At 60.9% G+C, this 25,982-nt stretch carries 19 protein-coding genes and 1 tRNA gene; 7 read left to right on the forward strand and 13 right to left on the reverse strand.

Features of this window, described 5'->3' with window-relative positions:
- Positions 1 to 7: 7 nt before the first annotated feature.
- The 8 genes from rpoC to secE all read right to left on the reverse strand — a co-directional run bounded on the left by rpoC (position 8) and on the right by secE (position 12,928).
- Entirely contained in the window at positions 8 to 4,207 is a 4,200-nt protein-coding gene (gene rpoC, locus NWI01_RS07295; protein ID WP_141383230.1) for a DNA-directed RNA polymerase subunit beta', read from the reverse strand.
- Positions 4,208 to 4,365: 158 nt separating this feature from the next.
- Entirely contained in the window at positions 4,366 to 8,508 is a 4,143-nt protein-coding gene (gene rpoB / locus NWI01_RS07300; protein WP_141383231.1) for a DNA-directed RNA polymerase subunit beta, read from the reverse strand.
- Positions 8,509 to 9,101: 593 nt separating this feature from the next.
- Entirely contained in the window at positions 9,102 to 9,479 is a 378-nt protein-coding gene (gene rplL / locus NWI01_RS07305; protein ID WP_011314628.1) for a 50S ribosomal protein L7/L12, read from the reverse strand.
- A gap of 54 nt (positions 9,480 to 9,533) precedes the next feature.
- Entirely contained in the window at positions 9,534 to 10,052 is a 519-nt protein-coding gene (gene rplJ, locus NWI01_RS07310) for a 50S ribosomal protein L10 (protein WP_141383232.1), read from the reverse strand.
- A gap of 722 nt (positions 10,053 to 10,774) precedes the next feature.
- Entirely contained in the window at positions 10,775 to 11,467 is a 693-nt protein-coding gene (gene rplA, locus NWI01_RS07315; protein WP_141383233.1) for a 50S ribosomal protein L1, read from the reverse strand.
- A gap of 6 nt (positions 11,468 to 11,473) precedes the next feature.
- Positions 11,474 to 11,902: a 50S ribosomal protein L11 gene (gene rplK, locus NWI01_RS07320; protein ID WP_141383234.1), complete on the reverse strand. Its 429-nt coding sequence runs from the start codon at positions 11,900 to 11,902 to the stop codon at positions 11,474 to 11,476.
- Positions 11,903 to 12,176: 274 nt separating this feature from the next.
- Positions 12,177 to 12,707, reverse strand: a complete 531-nt coding sequence (gene nusG / locus NWI01_RS07325) for a transcription termination/antitermination protein NusG (protein ID WP_141383235.1) — start codon at positions 12,705 to 12,707, stop codon at positions 12,177 to 12,179.
- A 29-nt stretch (positions 12,708 to 12,736) separates the two neighbouring features.
- Positions 12,737 to 12,928, reverse strand: a complete 192-nt coding sequence (gene secE, locus NWI01_RS07330) for a preprotein translocase subunit SecE (protein ID WP_011314623.1) — start codon at positions 12,926 to 12,928, stop codon at positions 12,737 to 12,739.
- A 345-nt stretch (positions 12,929 to 13,273) separates the two neighbouring features.
- Here secE and NWI01_RS07335 point away from each other — a divergent pair.
- From NWI01_RS07335 to NWI01_RS07350, 4 genes are all read left to right on the forward strand, one after another.
- Positions 13,274 to 13,349 (forward strand) — tRNA-Trp (locus tag NWI01_RS07335).
- 288 nt (positions 13,350 to 13,637) lie between these two features.
- Entirely contained in the window at positions 13,638 to 14,198 is a 561-nt protein-coding gene (locus tag NWI01_RS07340) for an RNA polymerase sigma factor (RefSeq protein WP_141383236.1), read from the forward strand.
- A 61-nt stretch (positions 14,199 to 14,259) separates the two neighbouring features.
- Positions 14,260 to 15,219, forward strand: a complete 960-nt coding sequence (locus NWI01_RS07345; protein ID WP_141383237.1) for a FecR family protein — start codon at positions 14,260 to 14,262, stop codon at positions 15,217 to 15,219.
- A gap of 397 nt (positions 15,220 to 15,616) precedes the next feature.
- Positions 15,617 to 18,061 carry a TonB-dependent siderophore receptor gene (locus NWI01_RS07350; protein WP_141383238.1) on the forward strand — a complete coding sequence of 815 codons (2,445 nt, stop codon included), beginning with the start codon at positions 15,617 to 15,619 and terminating at the stop codon, positions 18,059 to 18,061.
- Between the two features lie 156 nt (positions 18,062 to 18,217).
- Here the strand turns inward: NWI01_RS07350 and NWI01_RS07355 are convergent, their stop codons facing one another.
- Both NWI01_RS07355 and NWI01_RS07360 read right to left on the reverse strand, forming a co-directional pair.
- Complete coding sequence (locus NWI01_RS07355; protein ID WP_141383239.1) at positions 18,218 to 18,928, reverse strand: outer membrane protein; 711 nt, start codon at positions 18,926 to 18,928, stop codon at positions 18,218 to 18,220.
- A 370-nt stretch (positions 18,929 to 19,298) separates the two neighbouring features.
- Entirely contained in the window at positions 19,299 to 19,739 is a 441-nt protein-coding gene (locus NWI01_RS07360) for a hypothetical protein (protein ID WP_244613686.1), read from the reverse strand.
- A gap of 318 nt (positions 19,740 to 20,057) precedes the next feature.
- On the opposite strand from NWI01_RS07360, the gene NWI01_RS07365 reads away from it, so the two are divergent.
- From NWI01_RS07365 to NWI01_RS07375, 3 genes are all read left to right on the forward strand, one after another.
- Positions 20,058 to 20,837, forward strand: coding sequence for an NAD kinase (locus NWI01_RS07365; protein ID WP_141383241.1), 780 nt, complete (start codon positions 20,058 to 20,060; stop codon positions 20,835 to 20,837).
- Between the two features lie 106 nt (positions 20,838 to 20,943).
- Positions 20,944 to 21,489, forward strand: coding sequence for a response regulator (locus NWI01_RS07370; protein ID WP_141383242.1), 546 nt, complete (start codon positions 20,944 to 20,946; stop codon positions 21,487 to 21,489).
- Between the two features lie 78 nt (positions 21,490 to 21,567).
- Complete coding sequence (locus NWI01_RS07375; protein WP_141383243.1) at positions 21,568 to 22,146, forward strand: Hpt domain-containing protein; 579 nt, start codon at positions 21,568 to 21,570, stop codon at positions 22,144 to 22,146.
- A gap of 87 nt (positions 22,147 to 22,233) precedes the next feature.
- Here NWI01_RS07375 and NWI01_RS07380 read toward each other — a convergent pair whose 3' ends face one another.
- The 3 genes from NWI01_RS07380 to NWI01_RS07390 all read right to left on the reverse strand — a co-directional run bounded on the left by NWI01_RS07380 (position 22,234) and on the right by NWI01_RS07390 (position 25,850).
- On the reverse strand, positions 22,234 to 23,739 hold the full coding sequence (locus tag NWI01_RS07380) for a DUF2336 domain-containing protein (protein ID WP_375782171.1): 1,506 nt from the start codon (positions 23,737 to 23,739) through the stop codon (positions 22,234 to 22,236).
- 400 nt (positions 23,740 to 24,139) lie between these two features.
- Positions 24,140 to 24,874: a hypothetical protein gene (locus tag NWI01_RS07385; RefSeq protein ID WP_141383245.1), complete on the reverse strand. Its 735-nt coding sequence runs from the start codon at positions 24,872 to 24,874 to the stop codon at positions 24,140 to 24,142.
- A 31-nt stretch (positions 24,875 to 24,905) separates the two neighbouring features.
- Positions 24,906 to 25,850, reverse strand: a complete 945-nt coding sequence (locus tag NWI01_RS07390) for a transglycosylase SLT domain-containing protein (protein WP_141383246.1) — start codon at positions 25,848 to 25,850, stop codon at positions 24,906 to 24,908.
- Positions 25,851 to 25,982 lie beyond the last annotated feature (132 nt).

Genomic DNA, 25,982 nt, shown 5'->3' on the forward strand with positions numbered 1-25,982 from the left:
CCGATTCCTACTCTGCCGGCGGAAGCGCCAGCGGTTCGGCTTCGGGGGCGGACGGCACGATCGCCGCCTGCTTTTCCCGCTCGTCGAGAATCAACCTGTCGCGCTTGACTGCAACTTCGCGGATCTTGGCCATCGACGCGCCGGTACCGGCTGGAATGAGCCGACCGACGATGACGTTTTCCTTCAGGCCCTCTAGCGGGTCCACCTTGCCGTTGACGGCGGCCTCGGTGAGCACACGCGTGGTCTCCTGGAATGACGCCGCCGAGAAGAACGAGCGGGTCTGCAGGCTGGCCTTGGTGATGCCGAGAAGGACCGGCGTTCCCGTGGCGATCTTCTTGCCTTCTTCCTGAGCCTTGAGGTTGAGCCGGTCGAACTCGATCTTGTCGATCTGCTCGCCCGAGATCATGTCGGTCTCGCCCTGATCGATAATCTCGACCTTCTGGAGCATCTGACGAACAATCACCTCGATGTGCTTGTCGTTGATGAGCACGCCCTGCAAGCGATAGACTTCCTGGATCTCGTTGACCAGATAGGCAGCGAGTTCCTCGATGCCCTTGATCGCCAGGATGTCGTGCGGCGCGGGATTGCCATCGACGATAAAGTCACCCTTCTCGACGATATCGCCGTCCTGCAGATGGATATGCTTGCCCTTCGGAATGAGGTACTCGCGGGTCTCCTCTTCCTGGTCAACCGGCTCTATCGAGATGCGGCGCTTGTTCTTGTAATCGCGACCGAACCGGATCGTACCGGCGATTTCCGCGATGATTGCCGCATCTTTCGGCTTGCGAGCCTCGAACAGTTCGGCCACTCGCGGAAGACCGCCGGTGATGTCGCGGGTCTTGGCGCTCTCGGTCGAGATACGCGCAAGGATATCGCCGGGCTTCACCTTGGCGTCGACGTCGACCGACAGAATGGCGTCGACCGACAGCATGTAGCGGGCGTCGCCGCCACGGGGAAGCTTCAGCACCTTGCCGTCCTTGCCCTTGATCACGATAGCCGGACGCAGATCCGCCCCGCCACGCGTACCGCGCCAGTCGATGACGATGCGCTTGGCGATACCGGTGGATTCATCGAGCGTCTCGGAGATCGACTGACCTTCGATCAGGTCTTCGAATCCGATGGTGCCCTCAAGCTCTGTCAGAACCGGCCGGGTATAGGGATCCCACTCGGCGATACGCTGGCCGCGCTTGACCATGTCGCCTTCGTCAACGTGCATGCGCGCGCCGTACTGAATACGGTGGGTTGCGCGTTCGGTGCCGTCCGCATCGACAACCGCGACCACCATATTGCGCACCATCGCAACCAGATGACCTTCGCCGTTTCTTGCGATCGCCTTGTTCCTGATCGTGATCTTGCCGTCGAAGTTCGACTCGATCACCGACTGCTCGTTGATCTGCGCGGCGCCGCCGATATGGAACGTGCGCATCGTGAGCTGCGTGCCGGGCTCACCGATCGACTGCGCCGCGATGACGCCGACCGCCTCGCCGTGATTGACGGGCGTGCCGCGGGCCAGATCACGGCCGTAGCACTTGCCGCAGATGCCGTTGACCAGTTCGCAGGTCAAGGCCGAGCGGATCTTGACCTCCTGGATGCCAGCCTTCGAGATCTGATCGACATGGCTTTCTTCCATCAAGGTGTTGCGCTCGATCAGCACCTCGTTGCTCGCGGGATTACGGATGTCTTCGCAGGCCGTGCGGCCCAGGATGCGCGACCCCAGCGACGCCACTACCGTGCCGGCATCGACGATGGCGCGCATCTTGATGCCGAGCTTGGTGCCGCAGTCATCCTGGGTGATGATGCAATCCTGCGCGACGTCGACCAGGCGGCGGGTCAGATAGCCCGAGTTCGCCGTCTTCAATGCGGTGTCCGCGAGACCCTTGCGGGCGCCATGGGTCGAGTTGAAGTATTCGAGAACCGACAGCCCCTCCTTGAAGTTGGAGATGATCGGCGTCTCGATGATCTCGCCCGACGGCTTCGCCATCAGGCCGCGCATGCCGGCGAGCTGGCGCATCTGGGCGGGCGAGCCTCGCGCGCCGGAATGCGCCATCATGTAGATCGAGTTGATCTGGGCCTCGATGCCCTTGGCGTCCTTCTTGGTCGAAGAAATTTCCTTCATCATCTCCTTGGCGATTTCTTCCGTCGCCTTGGACCATGCGTCAACGACCTTGTTGTATTTCTCGCCATGCGTGATCAGGCCGTCGTTGTACTGCTGCTCGAAATCCTTCGCCAGCGCGCGCGTGGTGTCGACGATCTTCCACTTCCCATGCGGGACGACCATGTCGTCCTTGCCGAAGGAGATGCCGGCCTTGAACGCGTTGTAGAAGCCGAGCGCCATGATGCGATCGCAGAAGATCACCGTCTCCTTCTGGCCGCAATGGCGATAGACCTGATCGATCACGCCGGAGATTTCGCGCTTGGTCATCAGCTTGTTGATGGCGTCAAACGATATCTTCTGCGACTTCGGCAGCACCTGGCCTAGCATGACGCGGCCGGCGGTCGTGTCGATCAGACGCTTGATCGGCTCACCGTTCTCGTCGGTCTGATCCCAGCGATACTTGATGCTGGTGTGAAGATGGATGACACCCGAATGCAGCGCGTGCTCCAGCTCGGCCATATCGCCGAACACCTTACCCTCACCGGGCAAGCCTTCACGCATGATCGAAAGGTAATAAAGACCGAGCACGATGTCCTGGCTGGGAACGATGATCGGCTGACCGTTCGCCGGGTGCAGGATGTTGTTGGTCGACATCATCAGCACGCGCGCTTCCAACTGCGCCTCGAGCGAAAGCGGAACGTGCACGGCCATCTGGTCGCCGTCGAAGTCGGCGTTAAAGGCGGCGCAAACCAGCGGATGAAGCTGAATCGCCTTGCCCTCGATCAGGGTCGGTTCGAACGCCTGAATACCGAGCCTATGCAGCGTCGGCGCGCGGTTCAGCAGCACCGGATGTTCGCGAATGACCTCATCGAGAATGTCCCAGACCTCGGGACGTTCCTTTTCGACGAGTTTTTTGGCCTGCTTCACCGTCGTGGACAGCCCCTTGGCATCAAGCCGCGAATAGATGAACGGCTTGAACAGCTCCAGCGCCATCTTCTTCGGCAGGCCGCACTGATGCAGCTTCAGTTCGGGACCGACAACGATGACGGAGCGTCCGGAATAATCGACGCGCTTGCCGAGGAGGTTCTGGCGGAAGCGTCCCTGCTTGCCCTTCAGCATGTCGGCGAGCGACTTCAACGGGCGCTTGTTCGCGCCAGTGATGACGCGGCCGCGACGGCCGTTGTCGAACAGCGCATCGACCGCTTCCTGAAGCATTCGCTTCTCGTTGCGGATGATGATGTCGGGCGCACGCAGCTCCATCAGCCGCTTCAGGCGGTTGTTGCGGTTGATGACGCGGCGATACAGGTCATTGAGGTCGGACGTGGCGAAGCGGCCGCCGTCGAGCGGCACCAGCGGACGCAGATCCGGCGGAATCACCGGCACCACGGTGAGGATCATCCACTCCGGCTTGTTGCCGGAAAAGCGAAAGGCTTCGACGATCTTCAGGCGCTTGGCGAGCTTCTTGTGCTTGATGTCGGACTCGGTCGCCTGCATCTCCGCGCGGAGCTCGGCCTCCAGTCTTTCGAGTTCGAGTCCCTTCAGCAGTTCGCGGATCGCTTCTGCGCCGATCATGGCAGTGAAGCTGTCCTGGCCGTATTCGTCCTGCGCGCGAAGGTACTCTTCTTCCGACAGCAGCTGACGGTCCTTGAGCGCGGTGAGGCCGGGCTCCAGAACGACGTAGTATTCGAAATAGAGAATGCGCTCGAGATCCTTCAGCGTCATGTCGAGCAGAAGGCCGATGCGGGAGGGCAGCGACTTCAGGAACCAAATGTGGGCGACGGGCGCAGCCAGCTCGATATGACCCATGCGCTCGCGGCGTACGCGAGACAGCGTCACCTCGACCGAGCACTTCTCGCAGATGATCCCCTTGTACTTCATCCGCTTGTACTTGCCGCACAGGCACTCGTAGTCCTTGATCGGCCCGAAGATGCGCGCGCAGAACAGGCCGTCACGCTCCGGCTTGAACGTGCGGTAGTTGATCGTTTCCGGCTTCTTGATCTCGCCGTAGGACCACGACAAAATTTTCTCCGGCGACGCGATCGAAATCCGGATCTGGTCGAAGACCTGGGCCGGAGTCGTCGGATTGAATAAGTTCATTACTTCTTGGTTCATGGTCTTCTCCTCGACGGCCGCGTTCCGGATGCTGCGCAGCGCGCCCGCTGCGCTGCCGATCCGAAACCTCTACGGTCCGCGGAACTCATTGCGGTCCCGGTTCTGCGACGCCTCGCTGCGTGATGCGTCGCGCCAGGAAAACAAGCATTCTCAAACTGCTACTCGGCTGCTTCGGACGTCGGCATCATGTCGCCGACCTTGGAGTTATGCAGATCGACATTCAGGCCCAGTGAGCGCATTTCCTTGACCAGCACGTTGAATGATTCCGGAATGCCCGCCTCGAAGGTATCGTCGCCGCGCACGATCGCCTCATAGACCTTGGTACGGCCCGCGACGTCATCCGATTTCACCGTCAGCATTTCCTGGAGCGTGTAAGCCGCACCGTAAGCCTCGAGCGCCCACACCTCCATTTCGCCGAAACGCTGGCCGCCGAACTGCGCCTTGCCGCCCAGCGGTTGCTGGGTGACGAGCGAGTAAGGTCCGATCGAGCGCGCGTGGATCTTGTCATCGACAAGGTGGTGTAGCTTGAGCATGTAGATGTAGCCCACCGTGACCTTGCGATCGAACGGATCGCCGGTCCGCCCGTCATACACCGTCGACTGGCCTGACTTGTCCATGCCCGCGAGTTCGAGCATCTGCTCGATATCGGTTTCCTTGGCGCCATCGAACACCGGCGTCGCGATCGGAACGCCTCGTCTCAGATTGCGGCCGAGTTCGACAAGTTCGGGATCGTCAAGCGACTTGATGGTCTCGTTGTCGCCGTAGACCTTCTTGAGGGTCTCCTTCAGCGGCTTGGTTTCCTGCTTCGCGCTCGCGAGATAGGCGTCGACGGCCTGCCCGATCCGCCTGCCAAGGCCGGCACATGCCCAGCCGAGGTGGGTTTCGAGAATCTGACCGACGTTCATGCGCGAGGGCACGCCGAGCGGGTTGAGCACGATGTCGGCGTGGGTGCCGTCCTCGAGGAACGGCATATCCTCGATCGGAACGATCTTCGAGACCACGCCCTTGTTGCCATGACGGCCAGCCATCTTGTCACCCGGCTGGATCTTGCGCTTCACGGCGACAAAGACCTTGACCATCTTCATCACGCCGGGCGGCAGTTCGTCGCCGCGCTGCAGCTTTTCAACCTTGTCGAGGAAGCGCTGCTCAAGGCCCTTCTTCGACTCGTCATATTGCTTCCGCATGGCCTCGATCTCGGCCATCAGCTTGTCGTTCGGCGATGCGAACAGCCACCACTGCGACTTCGGATATTCGTCGAGCACCGATCGGGTGATCTTGGTATCCTTCTTGAAACCCTTCGGACCGGCAATACCCTGACGGCTTTCGAGCAAATCAGCGAGACGGCCGTACACGTTGCGATCGAGAATCGCCTGCTCGTCGTCGCGGTCCTTGGCGAGACGCTCGATCTCCTCCCGCTCGATCGCCAGCGCACGCTCATCCTTGTCGACGCCGTGACGGTTGAAGACGCGGACTTCCACGATCGTGCCCTGCACGCCCGGAGGCACGCGCAGACTGGTGTCGCGAACGTCGGAAGCCTTCTCGCCGAAGATCGCGCGCAACAGCTTTTCTTCCGGAGTCATCGGGCTTTCGCCCTTCGGCGTGATCTTGCCGACCAGGATGTCGCCCGCGCGGACCTCGGCGCCGATGTAGACGATGCCGGCTTCGTCGAGACTCTTCAGCGCCTCTTCCGAAACGTTCGGAATGTCGCGGGTGATTTCCTCAGGCCCCAGCTTGGTGTCGCGGGCCATCACTTCGAATTCCTCGATATGGATCGAGGTGAAAACATCTTCCTTGACGATCCGCTCCGAGAGCAGGATCGAGTCTTCGAAGTTGTAGCCGTTCCACGGCATGAACGCGACCAGCACGTTGCGGCCGAGCGCGAGCTCGCCGAGATCGGTGGACGGGCCGTCCGCGATGATGTCGCCCTTCCTGACGACGTCGCCGACCTTCACCAGCGGACGCTGGTTGATGCAGGTCGACTGGTTCGAGCGCTGATACTTCATGAGACGGTAGATATCGACGCCCGACTTGGTCGGATCGAGATCTTCCGTCGCGCGGATGACGACGCGGGTGGCATCGATCTGGTCGATCACGCCCGAGCGGCGCGCGGCGATCGCCGCGCCGGAGTCGCGCGCAACCACGCCTTCCATGCCGGTACCGACGAACGGCGCCTCGGCGCGCACCAGCGGCACCGCCTGCCGCTGCATGTTCGAGCCCATCAGCGCGCGGTTGGCGTCGTCGTTCTCCAGGAACGGAATCAAAGCCGCCGCGACCGAGACGAGCTGCTTCGGCGACACATCCATGAAGTCGACCTTGTCCGGCGTCACCGGCAGCACTTCGCCGGCATGACGGCAGACCACGAGATCCTCTGTGAAGCGACTACGGGCGTCGAGCGGCAGGTTGGCCTGCGCGACATGATAGCGCCCCTCCTCCATCGCCGAGAGATAGACCACCTCGTCGGTGACGCGGCCGTCCTTCACCTTGCGATACGGCGTCTCGACGAAACCGTACTTGTTGACGCGCGCGAACGTCGCGAGCGAGTTGATGAGGCCGATGTTCGGGCCTTCCGGCGTCTCGATCGGGCAGATGCGGCCGTAGTGCGTCGGATGCACGTCGCGCACCTCGAAGCCCGCGCGCTCGCGCGTCAGGCCGCCCGGCCCAAGCGCCGACAGGCGGCGCTTGTGGGTGATCTCCGAAAGCGGGTTGGTCTGATCCATGAATTGCGAGAGTTGCGACGATCCGAAGAACTCACGCACCGCGGCAGCCGCGGGCTTCGCGTTGATCAGGTCCTGCGGCATCACGGTGTCGATGTCGACGGAGGACATTCGCTCCTTGATGGCCCGCTCCATGCGCAACAGACCGACGCGATACTGGTTTTCCATCAGTTCGCCCACCGAGCGCACGCGCCGGTTGCCGAGGTGGTCGATATCGTCGATCTCACCCTTGCCGTCGCGCAGGTCGACCAGCGTCTTGATGACCGCAAGGATGTCCTCCTTGCGGAGCGTGCGATACGTATCCGGCGCATCAAGGTCGAGGCGCATGTTCATCTTGACCCGGCCGACGGCGGACAGGTCGTAGCGCTCGGCGTCGAAGAACAGAGACTGGAACATGTTCTGCGCCGACTCCAGCGTCGGCGGCTCGCCCGGACGCATCACCCGGTAGATGTCGAACAGCGCATCCTCGCGCGTCATGTTCTTGTCGGCGGCCAGCGTGTTGCGGATGTAGGGGCCGACATTGACGTGGTCGATGTCGAGCAGCGGCAGCTCCTTGTACCCCTCCTCGTTGAGCGCCTTCAGCGACTTCTCGGTAATCTCCTCGCCGGCTTCGGCATAGATCTCGCCGGTCTTCGGATTGACGAGGTCTTCGGCCAGATACATGCCGACGAGCTCCTCGTCGCTCATGCGCAGCGCTTTCAGCCCCTTCTCCTGGAGCTGGCGCGCGGCGCGAACCGTCAATTTCTTGCCGGCCTCGAGCACGACTTTGCCGGTGTCAGCGTCGATCAGGTCGTTCAGCGTCGAGTAGCCGCGGAAACGAACCGGATCATAGGGCACGCGCCAGCCGTCCGAACCACCGCCGGACTTCGCGCGCTTGTAGATGATCTTCTTATAGAACGTGCTGAGGATCTCCTCGCCGTCGAGGCCGAGGGCGAACATCAGCGACGTCACCGGAATCTTGCGGCGACGGTCGATGCGCGCGAACACGATGTCCTTGGCGTCGAACTCGATGTCGAGCCACGACCCGCGATAGGGAATCACGCGCGCGGCAAACAGCAGCTTGCCTGACGAATGAGTCTTGCCCTTGTCGTGATCGAAGAACACGCCGGGCGAACGATGCATCTGCGAAACGATGACGCGCTCGGTGCCGTTGACGACAAAGGTGCCGTTCATCGTCATGAGCGGAATGTCGCCCATGTAGACGTCCTGCTCCTTGATGTCCTTCACGGACTTCGCACCGGTCTCCTCGTCGATATCGAATACGATGAGGCGCAGCGTCACCTTCAGCGGGGCGGCATAGGTCATGCCGCGCTGGCGGCATTCGTCGACATCGTATTTCGGAGCCTCGAACTCATAGCGCACGAATTCGAGTTGAGAAGCGCCTGAGAAGTCGTTGATCGGAAACACTGATTTGAAAACCGCCTGCAAGCCTTCGTCCAGGCGGCCGCCCTCCGGCTCGTCAACCATCAAAAACTGATCGTAGGAGGCTTTCTGCACCTCGATCAGGTTCGGCATCTCCGCGACTTCACGGATATGTCCAAAGAACTTGCGAACCCGCTTGCGACCGGTGAACGTCTGCTGCACCATCGTGGCCTCTCATGTCGTCGCCCGTGAGGGCGAACCTTCCGAAGAGCGATCGGCATCGCCCCCGGGGGTGAATCTCGGAACGCTCTTGAGAGCGGAACGCAAATATCAGGACTTCAATCCTGATCAGGAACGCAGGGCTCGCAGAACGCAAAACGACGCGCGGGGTGCATGGCTACACCTCGCCCGTCAAAATCATAACCAAGCGGACCAAAAAGCCCGAAATTGCTGCTCTCCCAACAGCTTATGGGAGAACGCCGCCGTTCCCGCATCCGCTGCGCTTTTCGTGCTGCCATCCCGATATGAGATGGCAATCGTGGAGATTCGAGGGGTAATTCTCCTGAATTCCCACACTTTTCTGTGTACAACCAACTTTCCGTGTACAACCAGTAAGATATAGACCCCAGGTTGCACCCTGGCGAGTGCGATGGAATCGCGCCCGCCAAGGAAATACCGCTCATATCACCTGCATCATGGCTGGCTTTGCCGGCCTCACATAAGACTTGCCCCAGCGATTCCACCTAACTTGGCAGTCTCCGGCTCTCGCCCTGGTGCGCCAAGACCGAGGTCTCAATGACGCAGGTAACCTCCCGCAGTTACTTGAGTTCAACCTTGCCGCCAGCCTTCTCAAGCTGAGCCTTGATCTTCTCGGCCTCGTCCTTGGCAACGCCTTCCTTGACCGGCTTGGGCGCACCTTCGACCAAATCCTTGGCTTCCTTGAGGCCGAGCCCGGTGATGGCGCGAACTTCCTTGATGACCTCGATCTTCTTGTCGCCCGCGGCCGCGAGCACGACGGTGAACTCGGTCTTCTCTTCGGCGGCCGGAGCGCCACCGCCGGCGCCCGGCGCAGCAGCCACAGCCACCGCAGCGGCCGCCGACACGCCCCACTTCTCTTCGAGCAGCTTCGCCAGTTCGGCAGCTTCGAGCACGGTCAGCGCCGAGAGGTCGTCAACAATCTTCTGCAGATCAGCCATCGATATATTCCTTTAACGTATTCGGTTCGAACCAGATTTGACTTGCGAAGAGCCTTACGCCGCTTCGTCCTTTGAGGCATAGGCCTGGACAACGCGCGCGAGCTTGGCCGCGGGCGCCGTCGAGAGCTGGGCGATCTTGGTCGCCGGCGCCACCAGGAGGCCGACAAGCTTGCCACGCAGTTCATCGAGGGACGGCAGCGAGGCCAAAGCCTTCACTCCATCAACGTCCAGGACGGTTTTTCCCATCGAGCCGCCAAGAACGACGAAATTCTCGTTCGTCTTGGCGAATTCGACAGCGACCTTCGGCGCCGCCACCGGATCGCTGGAAGTCGCGATCACGGTCGGCCCCTTCAAAAGGGAGCCGATGGCAACGACGTCCGTGCCTTCAAGAGCGATCTTGGCGAGACGGTTCTTCGAGACCTTCACCGAGGCGCCCGCCTGCTTCATCTGCTTGCGCAGGGTCTGCATTTGAGCCACGGTGAGACCGGAATAATGAGCAACGATCGCGACGCCCGTCGTACTGAAAGTCTCGTTGAGCTGTTCGACCGCTTCTTTTTTTGCCGCTCGTTCCACAGCAAGCTCTTTCCATTTGGTGGCTTCGCCAAGGCAAGGACGCCCAAGGCAAGGACATCCAAGGCAAAGACACCGGGTTACACCCGTCGACCCGCCCCACCGGATCCCGAGACAACCGTCTCAAGACCGTCGGACGTGACGACATTCAGCAGCCTGCCCTCCCGGCTCCCACGGCCTGACGGCCATTTGGCACCGGGGTCGAGGTTCGAACCCAATCCACTGCTTTCCGCTCACGGCACGAAAAGCGAAATCCGGTTTTCACCCATCTATGCAGGCCATAGAATTAAGCCATTGAACAAACGCTTGTTTGCCGCCGGCGCCTGCAGTCTCGGACAGGACGGGATCATCAACACCATTCCCGGGAATAGTCCCCAGGAACGGTCCGAAGACCCCCGTTCGCACTAACCAACAGACTGGCGCCCCGCCCTCCCGAACCATACGAAATGGCCATGGGGAAGGTACAAGGTTCTCCTGTCTTGTTGGGTTTTGGAAAGCGAACGCGAAAGCGCGAACAGAAGTCCACGCATCCGGAGCGCGGTGTTTAACCAATCTTTGCCGCGTTGCCAAGCCCTAAATCATGCAATTTTCCGGCCAGCTTCGAACAAGCACGCGTCCTCCCGCACAACGGCGCCAACAGGAACCGACTTCACCTGCGCGATCAAAAAACGTCAAAACGGGCCCGGAAACTCCGAACCCGCTTCGATTGTCTCACCCACCCGATCTCAGCCGAGCACGGTTCCCGGCTCAACCTTGACGCCCGGGCCCATCGTGGAGGACACCGCGATGCGCTGGACGTAAGTGCCCTTGGCTCCGGCCGGCTTGGCCTTCGCCACCGCGTCCGCCAACGCCTTGACGTTCTCGACCAGCTTCTCCGCGGAGAAAGAGGCCTTGCCGATCCCGGCTTGCACGATACCCGCCTTCTCGACCCGGAACTCGACCGATCCGCCCTTGGCGCCCTTGACGGCGCCAGCGACATCCATCGTCACGGTACCGATTTTCGGATTCGGCATCATGCCGCGCGGACCAAGCACCTTACCGAGGCGGCCGACCAACGGCATCATGTCCGGCGTGGCGATGCAACGATCGAATGCGATCGTACCGCCCTGCACGATCTCAACCAGATCTTCCGCGCCCACCACATCGGCGCCGGCGGCCTTGGCTTCCTCGGCCTTGGCGCCGCGCGCGAACACGCCGACGCGCAGCGTGCGGCCAGTACCGTTCGGCAGCGTGACGACGCCGCGCACCATCTGGTCGGCGTGACGCGGATCGACGCCGAGGTTCATCGCAATCTCGATCGTCTCATCGAACTTCGAAGTGGCGCGCTCCTTGACCATCCCGATCGCTTCCGCGATTGGATAAAGCTTATTTCTATCAATCCCCTCGCGGGATTTCTTCAAACGCTTTCCGGTTGCCATGGTTCGTTACTCCGCCACCTGAAGGCCCATCGAACGGGCGGAGCCCTCGACCATGCTCATGGCCGCTTCGACGGTGTCGCAATTGAGATCCTTCATCTTCTTCTCGGCGATCTCACGCACCTGCGCCCTGGTCAGGGTGCCAGCGGAATCGCGGCCCGGCGCCTTGGAGCCTGACTGGATCTTCGCAGCCTGCTTGAGGAAGTAGGCCATCGGCGGGGTCTTCATCTCGAAAGTGAAGGAACGATCCGCGTAGATTGTAATCACGACCGGAATCGGCGTGTTCTTTTCTTCCTTCTGGGTCTGCGCGTTGAAGGCCTTGCAGAACTCCATGATATTGAGACCGCGCTGACCAAGCGCGGGACCGATCGGTGGCGAGGGGTTCGCCGCACCGGCCGGCACCTGCAATTTCAGGTATCCGGTCACTTTCTTTGCCATGCGTCACTCCTGTTTGTGGTCACGGCTCAAGCGGCTGGCAACCGCCCTCACCTCCCACGACTCTCCGCGGAAAACCCTTCCGCACGTGATGGCCCGGCTTGTCCCGACCACCCACGTCTCCACAACCGCTCCACGCCGAAAGACGTGGATGCCCGGCACGGGGCCCGGCATCACGGTAGAGCCTTTCCGCTGATAGAATCAGAAGCAGGCTCTATGATCTTGTTCTGTCGCGTTTTCTTTACGCGAACCGGCGTCCACTTCGCTCGAAAACGCCCTAAACCTTTTCGACCTGACCGAATTCCAGCTCGACTGGCGTTGCGCGACCAAAAATCGACACCGCGACTTTTAGGCGCGAGCGCGCCTCGTCGACTTCCTCCACGACGCCGGAGAATGAGGCGAACGGGCCGTCCGCCACGCGGACATTCTCGCCCACCTCGAAGGAGACCGACGCCTTGGGCCGCTCCACCCCTTCCTGCACCTGATGCAGGATATGCATGGCCTCGGCTTCCGATATCGGCATCGGCTTGTTTTCAGCGCCGAGGAAGCCGGTGACTTTCGGGGTATTCTTGATGAGATGGAACGCTTCGTCGGTAAGGTTCATCTTCACCAGCACGTAGCCCGGGAAGAACTTCCGCTCGGTATCGACCTTGCGGCCGCGCCGGACTTCCGTGACCTTCTCGGTCGGCACCAGCACCTGCTCGAAGAGATCCTCGAGCCCCCGCTGCTTGGCCTGCTCCCGAATCGATTCCGAGACCTTCTTTTCGAAGTTCGAATAGGCGTGGACGATATACCAGCGCATGCTCATTGTTCAGTCCGTGCGCGTCATTCGTGCTGTCAATGAAGACCGAGTACGAACGTGATGAAAACGCGGATAATCTGATCCGTGAAGAAGAAGAAGATCGACGCCAGCGCCACCATCACGAACACCATGATCGTCGTCACCGTTGTTTCGCGGCGGGACGGCCAGGTGACCTTCGCGGTTTCCGTGCGCACTTCCTGCAGGAATTTGAACGGGCTGAAAGCCATCGTTGATGATCCGCGTTCGTTTTGTGCCGGTCTGGTTTCGCAGAATCCGGACAGCCTCTCTCGCGCGCCCAACCCTCTATCTGGAGGGTAGCCGCCCAACGGGCTGGACTGTCCGGGAATTCAGGGCCGCGTCGGATATCCGTCAAATCGGGCCGACAGCAGGTGCCGCTATCTACTGCCGGCGGCTGAAAAGGTCAAGAGTACGGCTTGGCCGCGTCTGCCCCCATGAATGGCGGATCAGGATGAGGAACTTCTACTCACTGCCTCCCGCGCGCTTTTCAGAAGTCGCTTCGATGCATTTTGGGGCTGACGGGGCGTTTTACGTTCGCTATAGAAGCATCCACTAGGAGTGTAGCTCAATTGGTAGAGCACCGGTCTCCAAAACCGGGGGTCGCAGGTTCGAGCCCTGCCACTCCTGCCAGATAGCCAGTTGAACTCCCCCGACAGAACGCTACGCTACGCCACTCCGCTTCGATCATTCCAGGATCGAAGCAACGGTACCTGTTGCGATGGGACGCCCACCCTCGCGGACAGCAAAGTGCGGCTTCTCCACCATTGCAAGCCCGTCCAGAACGCTGGCCGGGATTGAAGATCCGAATTCCCTGCCGCCTTGGCCAGAGCACCTTATCCCTTCCCTCATCGAATGGGGATGAGGTTTAGATGCGATCTAAAGTTGGGAGCTTGCGCTGCGGGTTAATTGTCTCTGTATATGCCTGCCTACTCGAACAGGAATCGTAGCGTGGCGCCGGTCAGCATTCTCGACAGCGACAACCTCCTGGATCGCGCCATCGAAGCGCATTACGCCGACATCAAGGCGGCGGTGCTGCGGCGCGGCTGCGCGCGGGGCCTCGTCTCGGACATCGTCCACGACCTCTACATCAAGCTCGCCGAGCAGCCCGACGCTTTGAAGGGCAAGCGCTCGCTGTGCGGCTTCCTGTGCCGCTCGGCGATCAATCTCGGCATCGACCGGATGCGTCGCGCCCGGCTGGAGCAGCATCTCTTTTCAGGCACCGAGGCTGAGGCTTTGGCCGTGCCCGCGGAAACGGCGGCTCCCGATTACGGCCTCGATGTCGAAGCCCGCCTTGCGGTCTTGCGTGAGGCCATTACCGAGCTTCCCGCGCGCCGGCGCGCCATTTTCATCCTGCATCGCCTCCACCGGCTGGAGCCCGACCAGATCGCGCGAAAGCTGAATATCTCGCGAAACATGGTCGACCGCCACCTTCGGCGGGCACTCGCGCATTGCCTCGATCGCCTGCTTGGTATCGAGTAAGAGTCCTTCTCAAGAGGATTCACTCGTCTCCTTAATGGGTGAGAAGCGATCAGGAGTCGCGATGACAGCCGACCAATCCGCGCAGGCAAGCCGCAAACGACACGAAGAAGCCGCAGCCTGGGTGCTCAAGAATCGTGACATCAATCAAAGCGCGCACGAAAGCCGTGCGTTTGAGGAGTGGCTCGACCGCGGCGAGGACAACAGAACGGCTTACGAGGCGGCCCAGCGGCTGATGGGCGAAGCGCGCACGGCCATGTTGAACGATCCGGCCCTGCGGAATTTCAAGGTCAAACCGCGTCCGCGCATCGCCAAGACCCTTGCGGTCGCGATTCTGGGCGCGGCGCTCGCGGGCGGCGCCTTCTTCTATTCCGATGGCCCGATGCGGCTTCTGGCCAACGCCATATCGGGCACGGGAGAGATGCCGACAATCCAACTGGCTGATGGCACGACCATCCAGCTCAACGCCTTTTCCGCGATTTCCTACCGATTTACGGCGGAAACGCGCACGGTCACGCTGCTGCGCGGTCAGGCATTCTTCCAGGTCGCGAAGGATGCGAACCGCCCGTTCGTTGTCGAGGCGAACGGCGGACGAACGACCGCGCTCGGCACCGCCTTCGATATCCGGCTGGGTCAGAACTCAACCGAGGTGACGGTGACCGAACATGCTGTATCGGTCACTCCTCATACGCACGCCGAGCCTGAGGTCCGTGTGAACGAGGGCCAGCAGGCCGTCTATGACGCTGACGGCAAGGTGAAGGATGTTCGACAGGCCGACACGCATGCCGTGCTCGCGTGGCGCCGGGGCCAACTGGTGGTGGACAACGCGCTGGTGGCCGATGTCGTGGCCGAGATCGGCCGCCATTTCGCGGGGCGCATCATCATATCGAATTCGGACCTTGCCACCCGCCGCGTCAGCGGTACGTTTACCGTCACCGATACCGACGCGGCGCTGGCGCTTTTGCGCGAGTCTCTGGGTCTGAGCGTGATCCAGATGGGTCCGCTGATCCTGCTGCGGGGGTGAAGTACATCCCTCCTCCTCATCGTCACACGCGGGCTTAACCCGCGTTGTACATCCTTTCTTTTCTTCATCATGGCCGGGCTTGTCCCGGCCATCCACGTCTTTCTTCGTTGAAATTCCAAAGACGTGGATACCCGGCACACAGGTGAGCGAAGCGACGCCGTTCCTCGAACGGCTACGGCCGGGCATGACGGCGGAGGGGTTGCCGCGCCACCTCCTGTCCTCGTCGCCAGCTGGTCATCGGCGATGATGCCACACAGCGCTCTCATCAAGACTTGAACCCTTCCAAGTTGCTTTCTCATCGTCCGGAGTCCCAAAGCCTCTGCTTCATTCGTCACCTCAATGAACGGCTGACTGTCTGCCATCCCGGCGGAGCGGCGGCGATTTGGGGACAAGTTCGATGGCGGCGGAAAGAACGGGGCGACAGCGGCAATCACCGATCCGGCTACGAACCCGGTCGCTTCTGTTGAGCGCCACGCTGCTGGCGACATGTTTCACCGTGCCGGCGACCGCGCAAAATGCGCCGGCATCGTCCGCGGCGCGCACGATATCCATCCCCGCCGGGCCGCTGACATCAGCCCTGAACCAGTTGGCCGCGCAGACGGGAATGCAGGTTCTGTTCGATGCGTCGATTGCGCGAGGCAAGACGACGCGCGGCGCGCAAGGCGCGCTGACAGCACACCAAGCGCTGTCGGCGATCCTGAACGGCACCGGCCTGGTCGCGCGGGCGACCGGCCCGAACGCGATCACCATCGTTGGACCGGGCGCTTCCGCCACGGGCGCCGCTCCCGCCGGTGCGATCGCACTCGACACGATCGATATTCAGGGTGAGAGCCCACTGGGCCCTGTTAACGGTTATGTCGCCAATCGGAGCATGGCAGGCACCAAGACCGATACGCCGATCCTGGAGACGCCGCAGTCCGTGTCGGTGATCGGCGCGGAGCAGATTCGGGATCAGAATGTCATCGCCAAGCTCGACGAGACGCTACGCTATACTGCCGGCGTTTTCGGAGGCACTGCTGGCAGTGATCCCCGCAGTGACTGGTTTCAAATCCGCGGGTTCCAGGTACAGCAACAAAGTACGTTTCTGGACGGCTTGCAGTTGTCGTCCATGTCGTTCGCGACGTGGAAACTCCAACCGTTCGGTATGGATCGCGTCGAGGTTCTGCGCGGCCCCTCGGCCATCCTTTACGGCGGGTCCGGTCCTGGCGGCATCGTGAACGCCGTCAGCAGGTTCGCTCGCGCGGAGCCCGTCCACTATATCGAGGCCGGCGTCAATAACTTCGGCAATGCCTACACCCAGTTCGATATTGGCGACGCTCTAAATGATGGAAACGATGGAAAACTCTTCTATCGGATGGTCGGTCAGTTCCGTCGCGGCGGCACGCAGGTCGACTTCATCAACGACGATAATTATTTCCTCCAGCCGTCGCTGACATGGATGCCGGACATCGATACGCGACTGACGGTCTACGCTCAGGCGTCACGCAGCATGACGCGCGGCCTGAACTTTCTTCCCTATGTCGGTACGGTCGTGAATGCCCCATTCGGCCGGATACCCACCAGCCTGTTCGCCAGCGAACCAAGCATGGATAAGCAACTCCGCGATCAGGTGATGATCGGCTATCAATTCGAGAAGCATCTTTCGGAGAATGCGACGTTCCGGCAGAATGCCCGTTATGGGTATGTGGACGTTTATAATGCGACATTGTACGGGGGCGGATATTTAACCACGCCCGCTGCCGCAGACCTTTATCGAGGTAACTTCTTGGTACGCAGCAAAGCCAACCAGGCCAATATGGACAGTCAGTTCGAGTACCGGTTCGCAACCGGCCCGGCGTCTCATAAGGTTCTCGCCGGGTTCGACTTGAGACACTTCACCCTCGCTGATTGGCAGGGCTATGAAGATGGCCCGCCCATAAACCTGGTCAATCCTGTCTACTCTCCGACCGCACCATTCAGCGGCGCGCCATATCGCGATGCGAATGTGACTCAGAATCAGATCGCGGTTTACCTTCAGGATCAGATCAAGATCGATCGCCTGACGCTCGTTGTGTCGGGACGCAACGATTGGGTCGGCACGGTCGATAACGATCTTGCCCGGTCATATCAGACCAGAAACGACAGCAGGTTTACCGGTCGCGGAGGCATTATATATAACTTTGACTTCGGCCTGGCTCCTTACGCTTCGTATGCAACCAGTTACAATCCGGTCGTCGGCATCAATTTCGCCACGGGAAATCTCTTCCTGCCCGAAACCGCGCAGCAAGCGGAAATTGGATTGAAGTATCAGCCTGCGGGGCTCGACGCTCGCTTCGGCGTTGCGCTATTCGATCTGAAACGCAGGAACGTGCTGACTACCGATCCGAACAATCCACAGCTATCGATCCAGAACGGCGAGGTCACCTCACGCGGTTTGGAACTGGAGGCCCTTGCCAACATCACGCGCGATTTCAAGATTATGGCCAGCTATACCAATTTGGATCTCTTCGTGAGCAGGGACCTGGACACGGCGCTGATCGGAACGGTGCCGACCAGCACGCCGCGCCAGCTCGCGTCGCTGTGGACTGACTACACCTTCCGCGAAGGACCGTGGAGCGGTTTCGGCCTGGGAGGCGGTGTTCGATACGTCGGATCGTCGTTTGCGAATACTGCCAATAATCTTTCAGTACCGTCGGTGGTCCTTGGCGATCTCGCGGTTCATTATGAATGGGACGGTTGGCGGGCGGCGGTCAATTTCATCAACGTCGCCGACACGATCTATGTCGCGACATGCTCGACTTCAGACTCATGCTTCTACGGCGACCGGCGTCGCATCACTGGAAGCATCTCCTACAGGTGGTGATCGACACGGCTGCTGCCGCGCTGTGGACATTGTTTCTGAGCATCGACCACGTTTGATCCACAGTCGGACAGCGGATCGCATCACACACAACTAAAAGGCCGGCGCGATGCCGGCCCTTGTCATTCAAACCCCGTCGAACGATCCGCGAGGCGATCCTCAATATTGAGGAGCCGGCGGCCCGCCCCAGCCGAAGCGATAGTTCACGCCGGCCTTCACGGTATGCTCGTCGTTGCGGAAGCTCGCTCCGACAACGTCGGCCGGCGAACCCGCGCCGAATGTCGTCCTGCCGAAATTGAAGTACTGGTATTCCGCCTTGGCGGACCAGTTCGGCGCGAACATGTATTCGAGACCCGCGCCGACGGTGTAACCGCTGTTCCGGTTGCCGTTGGTTGTGAAAGCCTGCGGCGCACCGGCTGCATCGGTCACACCGAACGCGCCGTCCCTGAACGCATAGCCGCCCTTGGCGTAGAGAAGGGCCGGCCCCCAGCTATAGCCGAGCCGGCCGGTCACCGAGCCCAGCCCGCTGTTGCCACCGGTCACAACGCTGCCGCCCGGAAAGGCCACGTTCTCTCTGTAATTGGCGAGCCAGCTATGCTGGGCCTCGATGCCGAGCACCCAGTTGTTCGCGAACTGGTAGTCGGCGCCGCCCTGCACGCCGCCGAGGAAGCGGCCATCGCTTCCACCCAGATTGCCGCCGAACGCGCCGCCGAGATGGCCGCCAATATAGAAGCCGGTCCAGTTGTAGACGGCCTGCGGCGGCGTATAAGGCACCGGCGCCTTTGTATAAGGTCGCGGCGCAATGTCAGCCGAGAATGCCGGCGTCGCCAATACCGCAACGGCAACAGCCGTAAGCAACAATTTCTTCATGATGGACTTTCCCTCTCGTTGGATACCATCATCATTTCAATCAACCTGAACAAACAACGTGGCGCGAGTTTGGTTGCCGGACGGCAGAGCGGCGGCCTCGGTGCTACCTTACGACGCGCTGTTTCTATGTAGGAACTGCCGTCAGGAAAAACAGTGCGTCGCTTTCACCGCAAAAGCGCGGACAATTTGGCCGCGAAAACGCGGACGAAAAAGGTTCCAGCCTCTCCAAAATGTGATCAACCGGCTGGATGCCCGGCCTACCCGGCGCTTATAGCGTTTTCGAGCGAAGTGGAATCCGGTTCGCGCAAAGAAAACGCGTCAAATCAAAACGCTAGAGTCGTTCACCGCTTCCATGAAGCAATGAACGACTCTAGCGCGTCAGCTTCTCAAGCTCCGGGAACGGGGCGTAGACCGCGCCGGCACAGAGGTCGTCGGTCTTCTCGATCATGCGATCGAGCCGCGCATCGACGTACACGATCGCCCGCTGCGCCACGCCCCGATAGCTGCCGTCGATCTCGCGGGCGTTATAGCGCAGGCAGTTCACATACCGCCGCCGGCCGCCGACGGTGCGCTGAACCGGCTCGGCCATCTCGGCGTCGCGAATGCCGGCGGGATTGTTGAGGTAGGTTCTGAGAAACGCGAGCACCTGAGTACGATAATCGGCCGGAAAAGGTTGATCGGCCACGCCGCGATCATCGGTATAGACCAGGCCGCCCTGACCACGGCCCTGATCGCCGCTGTCGGTCATGCAGGCCGCGAGCGATGCCGCCAGAACTGCGATCGCCACGAATTTTGTAGATGCCCCCAACACCCGCCCGTCTTTCCGGTTCGTCTTCCTCCGGAAAGCACTAAACCGTCCGCCGCCGAAATCAAATTCGCATTTCGTTTATCGACGTAAAAGTTCGGGTTGCGGCGAATCGCGTCTCGTGACGCAGCGCTGAAGCGCAACGATGGCCTGCGTCCACCTGGATGAACAGCCGCTCAAAAAGCCACCGGCGGAGCGCCGTCTTCCCCGCTAACCATCAATGGATCGGAATCTCGACACGCCGCCGCAAAGCGCGGTTAAGTATCCGCTCATAACTGTGGCGTAACCGGAAGCGACCGGCAGCCGCGAAGCTTGCGAACGATCATGACCTCATCCCGACCCTATGACCGCATCGCCTTCGTCGGAGGCGCAAGCCCGGAAGCCCGGCAGGCGCTGACGGAGTTGGTGAAGACCTATGGCAACCGCGATCCCGAGGACGCCGATGTGCTGGTGGCGCTCGGCGGCGACGGGTTAATGCTGCAAACCCTGCATCGGAACATGCGGTCGGGGAAGCCGATTTACGGGATGCATCGCGGCACGGTCGGGTTTCTGATGAACGAATACAGCCAGCACGATCTCCATGCGCGCCTCGCCGCAGCGACCGACACCGTTATCCATCCGCTGCTGATGCGCGCGACCGATATTCACGGTACGACCCACATTCATCACGCCATCAATGAAGTGTCGCTGTTTCGCCAGACCCACCAGGCCGCGCGGCTGCGCATCCTGATCGACGAGCGTGAACGCATGGCCGAACTCGTTGCCGACGGCATCATGGTTGCCACGCCGGCCGGATCGACCGCCTACAACCTGTCGGCGCAGGGACCGATTTTACCGATCAACGCGGCGTTGCTTGCCCTTACTCCGATCAGCCCGTTCCGTCCGCGTCGCTGGCGCGGCGCGCTGCTGCCGGATACCGCCCTCGTCGCGATCGAGGCACTTGAGCACGAAAAGCGTCCCGTGGCCGCCGTCGCCGATCACGACGAAGCTCGCAACGTGCGCCGCGTCGAGGTCTCGTCCGACAGGACGATCTCGATGCGAATGCTGTTCGATCCCGGCCACAGTCTTGAGGAACGAATCCTCAGGGAGCAATTCGGATACTGAGCACCCCCCTCTCCTCATTTTCAGATGATCTCGGGGGGACAGAAGCGGCAACCATTCGTTAACGGCAAGGACATATAGTTAACGGCAGGTATACCGGATCCGCGCCATGTACGGCATCGACTTCAACAAGCTGCGGTTTCTCGTCTGCGATGACAACGCGCACATGCGCCGCATTCTGCGCACGCTGCTGCATTCGTTTGGCGCGCGGGAAGTCTACGAGGCCGAGGACGGCGCCACCGCGCTCGAGATGTATACTCATTATGTTCCGGACATCGTCATCGTCGACTGGGCGATGCCGATCTTCGATGGGATCGAGCTGACGCAGATGATCCGCCAGCCCGACTCCAAAGGAAACCCGTTTGCCCCGATCATCATGCTGACCGGGCATTCGGAGAAGCGGCGCGTCACGGTCGCGCGCGATGCAGGCATCACCGAGTTTCTCGCGAAGCCGATTTCAGCCAAGGGCCTCTATCAACGAATCCTGAACGTCGTGGTCTCGCCGCGCCCTTTCATCAAGACCAAAAACTATTTCGGTCCGGACCGCAGGCGCAACACCAGCAACGCCTATATCGGCCCCGAGCGTCGCGGCACCAGGGAGCCCGACGTTATCCAGCAGCCGTCGCTGCTGGATAAGGCTCGAGCTCCCGGATAGAATCTTTATATTTTGACGCGTTTTTCTTCACGCGAACCTGATTCCACTCCGCTCGAAAACGCTATGGAAAGCGCGGCCATGCAAAAGGAAGACACTTCCGAACTGTCCATTCAGGCATTCGCCGACCATCACGTCATCACTCCGCCCAATCGGCTGCGCAACGCGGTTCGACTTGTCGATGAGAAAAACTTCGAGGATCCGATCGCGTGCGCCGAAAAGGCGCTCGCCGGACTTTCGGACGAGTTCTCCAGGTGGATGGCGATCGAGCGAGACCGCCTTGTGGTGGCCCACGCGGCCATTCTCAATAACGGATTTACTCCGGCCGCGCGCGATGAACTGTTTCGAGCCGCGCATGACATCAAGGGCGATGCCGCAACCTTCGGGTATCCCTTCGCCGCCGCCGGCGCCGAAAGCCTTTGCCGCATCATCGAACATGCTCCGGCTCTCGACCGGGTGCCCGCCGAACTGATCGCCTATCACATCAACGCGATCCAGGCGATCGTGCGCGAGCATACCGCCCCCGGCGCCGAGACCATGGCGATGGAGATCAACCGGAAACTGCGTCTCGTCGCCGATGAATATCTCGCGGCCGTCAATCAGGACCGTCCCGAACACCTTGAAGCCATTCTCGCACCGAGCATTGCGCCGACGGAATAGCGCGCGCCCGGTCGCTTTCTGCAGACGGCCGCGAATTGTGTTCTCCGCCGGACGCCCGCCGCAGATAGCTTCGCGCGCGCGAACGAACTACGCCGCCGCAAGCAGATCGCTGAGCAGCGGTTCGCGATATGCTGGCGGAGCGTTTCCTGGCTCGCCAAAGCCCGGCTCACGGTCCGAGGAATCGTAAGACGCCGACTCGTCAAACCTCGGCTCGACGCGCTCCGGTTCACAGGACGAAACGATGTAAGGCCAATCTTCGCAAGGTTCATCTTCGCAAGGCAAGGCCTCGTGAGGCAAGGCTTGGTAAGATATGGCTTGGTAAGGCAAGCCTTGGTAAGGTTCGGCATCGAGAGACGTCGCATCGTCAAGCTCGGCGTCACGCGGCTCGTATTCGGCGAACCTGGGTTTGAGCGCCAGCCGGTCGAGAAATCGCGGCCTGGAGGCCTTCACCCCTTCGCCGAAACGGTAAACGACCCCGGCATCCTGATCTGACGCGTCTTCTTCAAGCGAGCTGATATCCACTTCACCTGAAAGCGCCATGGCTGGCACAGGTTCGTAGACCTCCTCGCAAACTTCGAGATCGCGGAGCGCCTGCTCGCAAGCCGGCACCTCTTCAATCATCGGCGCGCGGGCCGCCTCTGCTACCAGCTCGTCACAAAAAACACGCGCCTCGTCGCGCGCCGATTCAGTCGCGAAACGCCGCAACAAAATCAGCAGAGGCTGCGAGATGCCGGCGGACGCCGCTTCACAAACTGTCAGCACGCGTTCGACCATGCGGCGACGCAGCCGCGTCACGCCACCGACCGTCGCCACGAAACCAATCTCGTCATGCGCTTCCAGCGCGGCGCAAAATGCTGAAAACGTGGATTCTGGCAGCCCTGCCCGCGTCAGCAACGCAGGCAGGCTCGCGCCGCCGCGATCGTGAACAAGCGCGGTGACGCGACCTAAAGGCAGCCCGGACAGATCCACCAGCGCATGGTGGAACAGGTCACGATTTCCCGACAGCAGCGCGCGCAACATCAATCCGGCGGTGAGTTGACCGGAGGCGCGCAGATGCGCGACCAGACACGTCATCTCGTCCTCTCGCGCACCCGCCACGATATCGACGATCGAGCGATCGCGGGCGTCGCTGACCGCGCGGCCGGCGCGCTCGGCGCCGAGCCAGTCTCGCGTGACAACGAACCGCGCCAGCGAGTCTGAAAGCTTTGCGGCCAGCGCGAGCCGCGTGACCGCGGGCAGACCGTCGAGCGCCAGCATCGCTTCCCGGATCACCGGGACATGACCGTGACGTTCGACGATGCGATCCCATGAAGCCCGAGCGAGATCGGCGCCCGGATTCTCGATAAGCTCAAGGGCCGCCGCCGCCGAGCCGACCTCGGCGATGGCTGCGCAGACCGGCACCGGCACGCGAACGCGGCGTGCGACGGCGCACTGCACCTCGCAGCTACCGGTCGCAACGATGTCGACGATATCCGCATCGATCAGGAGCGGCGAATGTTCGAGAATCGGAATAGCGACCGACGGCTGATCGACCGACAGTGCCCGCACGATGGCCGGTGGCGCGTTTACGCTGCGCGCGAAGACATCCGCCATCGCTCGACGAACCAGCGGAGACGGGTCATCGAGCAACAATAGCAGCCCGCCCTCGGCGGCAGCGCGATCGTCATCAGACAGATCGGATATGAGCCACGCGCGAGCTAGCGCTCGCGTTGCTTCGGCCCGCTCGCCTGCGGGAGCAGTCCGTACCCAGCTTAAGAATTGCCGAACGATCATGGTATTTCCGGCCTACGCACCGACATCGCGAAACGGTGTCGGTCACAGAAAATAAACCATGACGCTTAACAAAGGGTTCACCATAACCGTTTGCCTTCGTTGATACTTCGTTAATGGGAGGGGCGACCTTCAGCCTCAATCGCATCGACCGGAGAATCCGTAGCTCATTAGAAATGGAAACCCGAGATCTCGCGAAATACATCATCTGAAACTGTCACGATCATTTTCTCCGAAAATGTCCTACGTTTAGACAACTTTCCGCGGAGGGGTTGCAACTAAATTGACCATTCAAGTATCCGGTCACATGAGAAATCCACGTGAGCTTTTTTTCTAATTCTCTCGTTACCGGCTCACCGCTAAAGCCAATCAACGTCAGCGGCCATGTTCCCGGGGAAACGATCTCGATCTCTACATTTCGCAATCGTGTGCCGGAGCCAAAAACGCTCTCGAAGTCGCTTGGTGACACCACACGCGCTGTGTTCGGATCGCTTGGATTCGAGAAGCTTACCAATGTCGGAATGAGATTGCTCTGCACTTCGGCACGCGTCCCGACTGGCAGCTCCGAGACTTCCCGAGGCGTTCCAAAATGTTTGTACTTACCCTTCCAATGTGAAACGAAGGTCATTCCTGGCAACAGATCAAAATCTACATGTTGCGCCCGCTGCCCTTGCGCCAACAACGCGACAACATTTAACGGCCTACCGTCGGGATTTGAACCGAGATCAACAAACACCGCCTCGCCCGTTAAGGTGCTTGCCCCCGTGTTGTTACCGAGCGTGGTCCACGCCGGATAAGTGCGATGCCGCACTTCCAATACGCTTGAACCCGTTTTCAGTCCTCGCGGGGTGTCGACATTAACAGTGATACGAAATCGGTAGACCGTCGTTGGATAGGCCACCTTATAGGCGATGATCCCAACGACGATGAGCGCCAGCAGAATTCCGAGGGTCTTCATGCCTGGATACTCCGCCTCATTAGTTGCGCCCCTACCCGCTATAAGCGCCGCTGCGGTCGCTGAATAGATCGAACGGCGGACGCGGATCGGAAGTGGATGGGTTCTGTGCCGTGGTGGATGGCGCGCCCCACAATTCCTGAACGACCGGAGACACCGGCTGGGCACGCTCGCCCACCTGAAACAGCGAACGGAACATCGGCTGGCTTGGCGCGCCTGAGGACGATGCGGCGATCGGCACGACGCCGCCGACGTCGGGCAAGCGCGACAGATAGGCCGCGCGATCAGACGGCGTCGTGAACTGCGTCCCGGACGCCGCGGCCATGCGAGTCGCCGGCGAATTGGCGGCGACGGCGTAGCGCCGGTCCAGATCCGCATAGACTTCCGACACGCTGCGCGCACGGCCACTATGATCATAGAAGATCGGACGGTTGGCGGCGGCGGCGTTCGGAAACAGGAGCGCGCCGGACGCTTGCGGATTGCTTTCGGCATTCGCGATCAGTTTCGCCGCTCCGCTGACACCCATGAAATGCGCCATGTAGAGTTCGCTATCGGTCGGACGGCGGCCTATCAGGCCGGTCAGCTTGAAACTGTTGGACTTCGTCAGCACGCCGGCCATGGCCGACGCGATAGCCGGGTCATCACGCAGTTTGAGAATAGCGGCGCGGGTCGCCGGATCAGCAACGGAATAGCTACCGGATGGCGATCTGCCGATCGCGTCGGCATAGCCGGTAAAGCCGAGCGCAGGCCCCGCCTCCTTCACCGTGCCGAGCCAGGTCTGCTCGATGAACTGATAGAGACCCTTGGCGGACGACGTGCCGGCGGCGGCATGAGGATTGAAATTGGATTCCATCTTCGCCGTCGCGAGCAGGTATTCGAAGCTCGCTCCCGTGGCCTCGGCGGCTCGCCTGATGGCAGTGGTTATCCCGCCGAAAACTCCGCTCAGTCCGGAGGCGGTATTGGCGGAATCAACGTTCATCCTGATCTGCGCTCCCGCAAACCCGCCGCCCGCCTTCCGGCGCGACATCGGCAATTCCGTCGTTTATTCCGACGTCTCCGGACGGCTGCTCGCTAGAGCCCTTTCGCTTCTGATGGAATCAGAAGCGGGCTC

This window comes from Nitrobacter winogradskyi (genome assembly GCF_006539545.1).
Taxonomy (GTDB): Bacteria; Pseudomonadota; Alphaproteobacteria; order Rhizobiales; family Xanthobacteraceae; genus Nitrobacter; species Nitrobacter winogradskyi_A.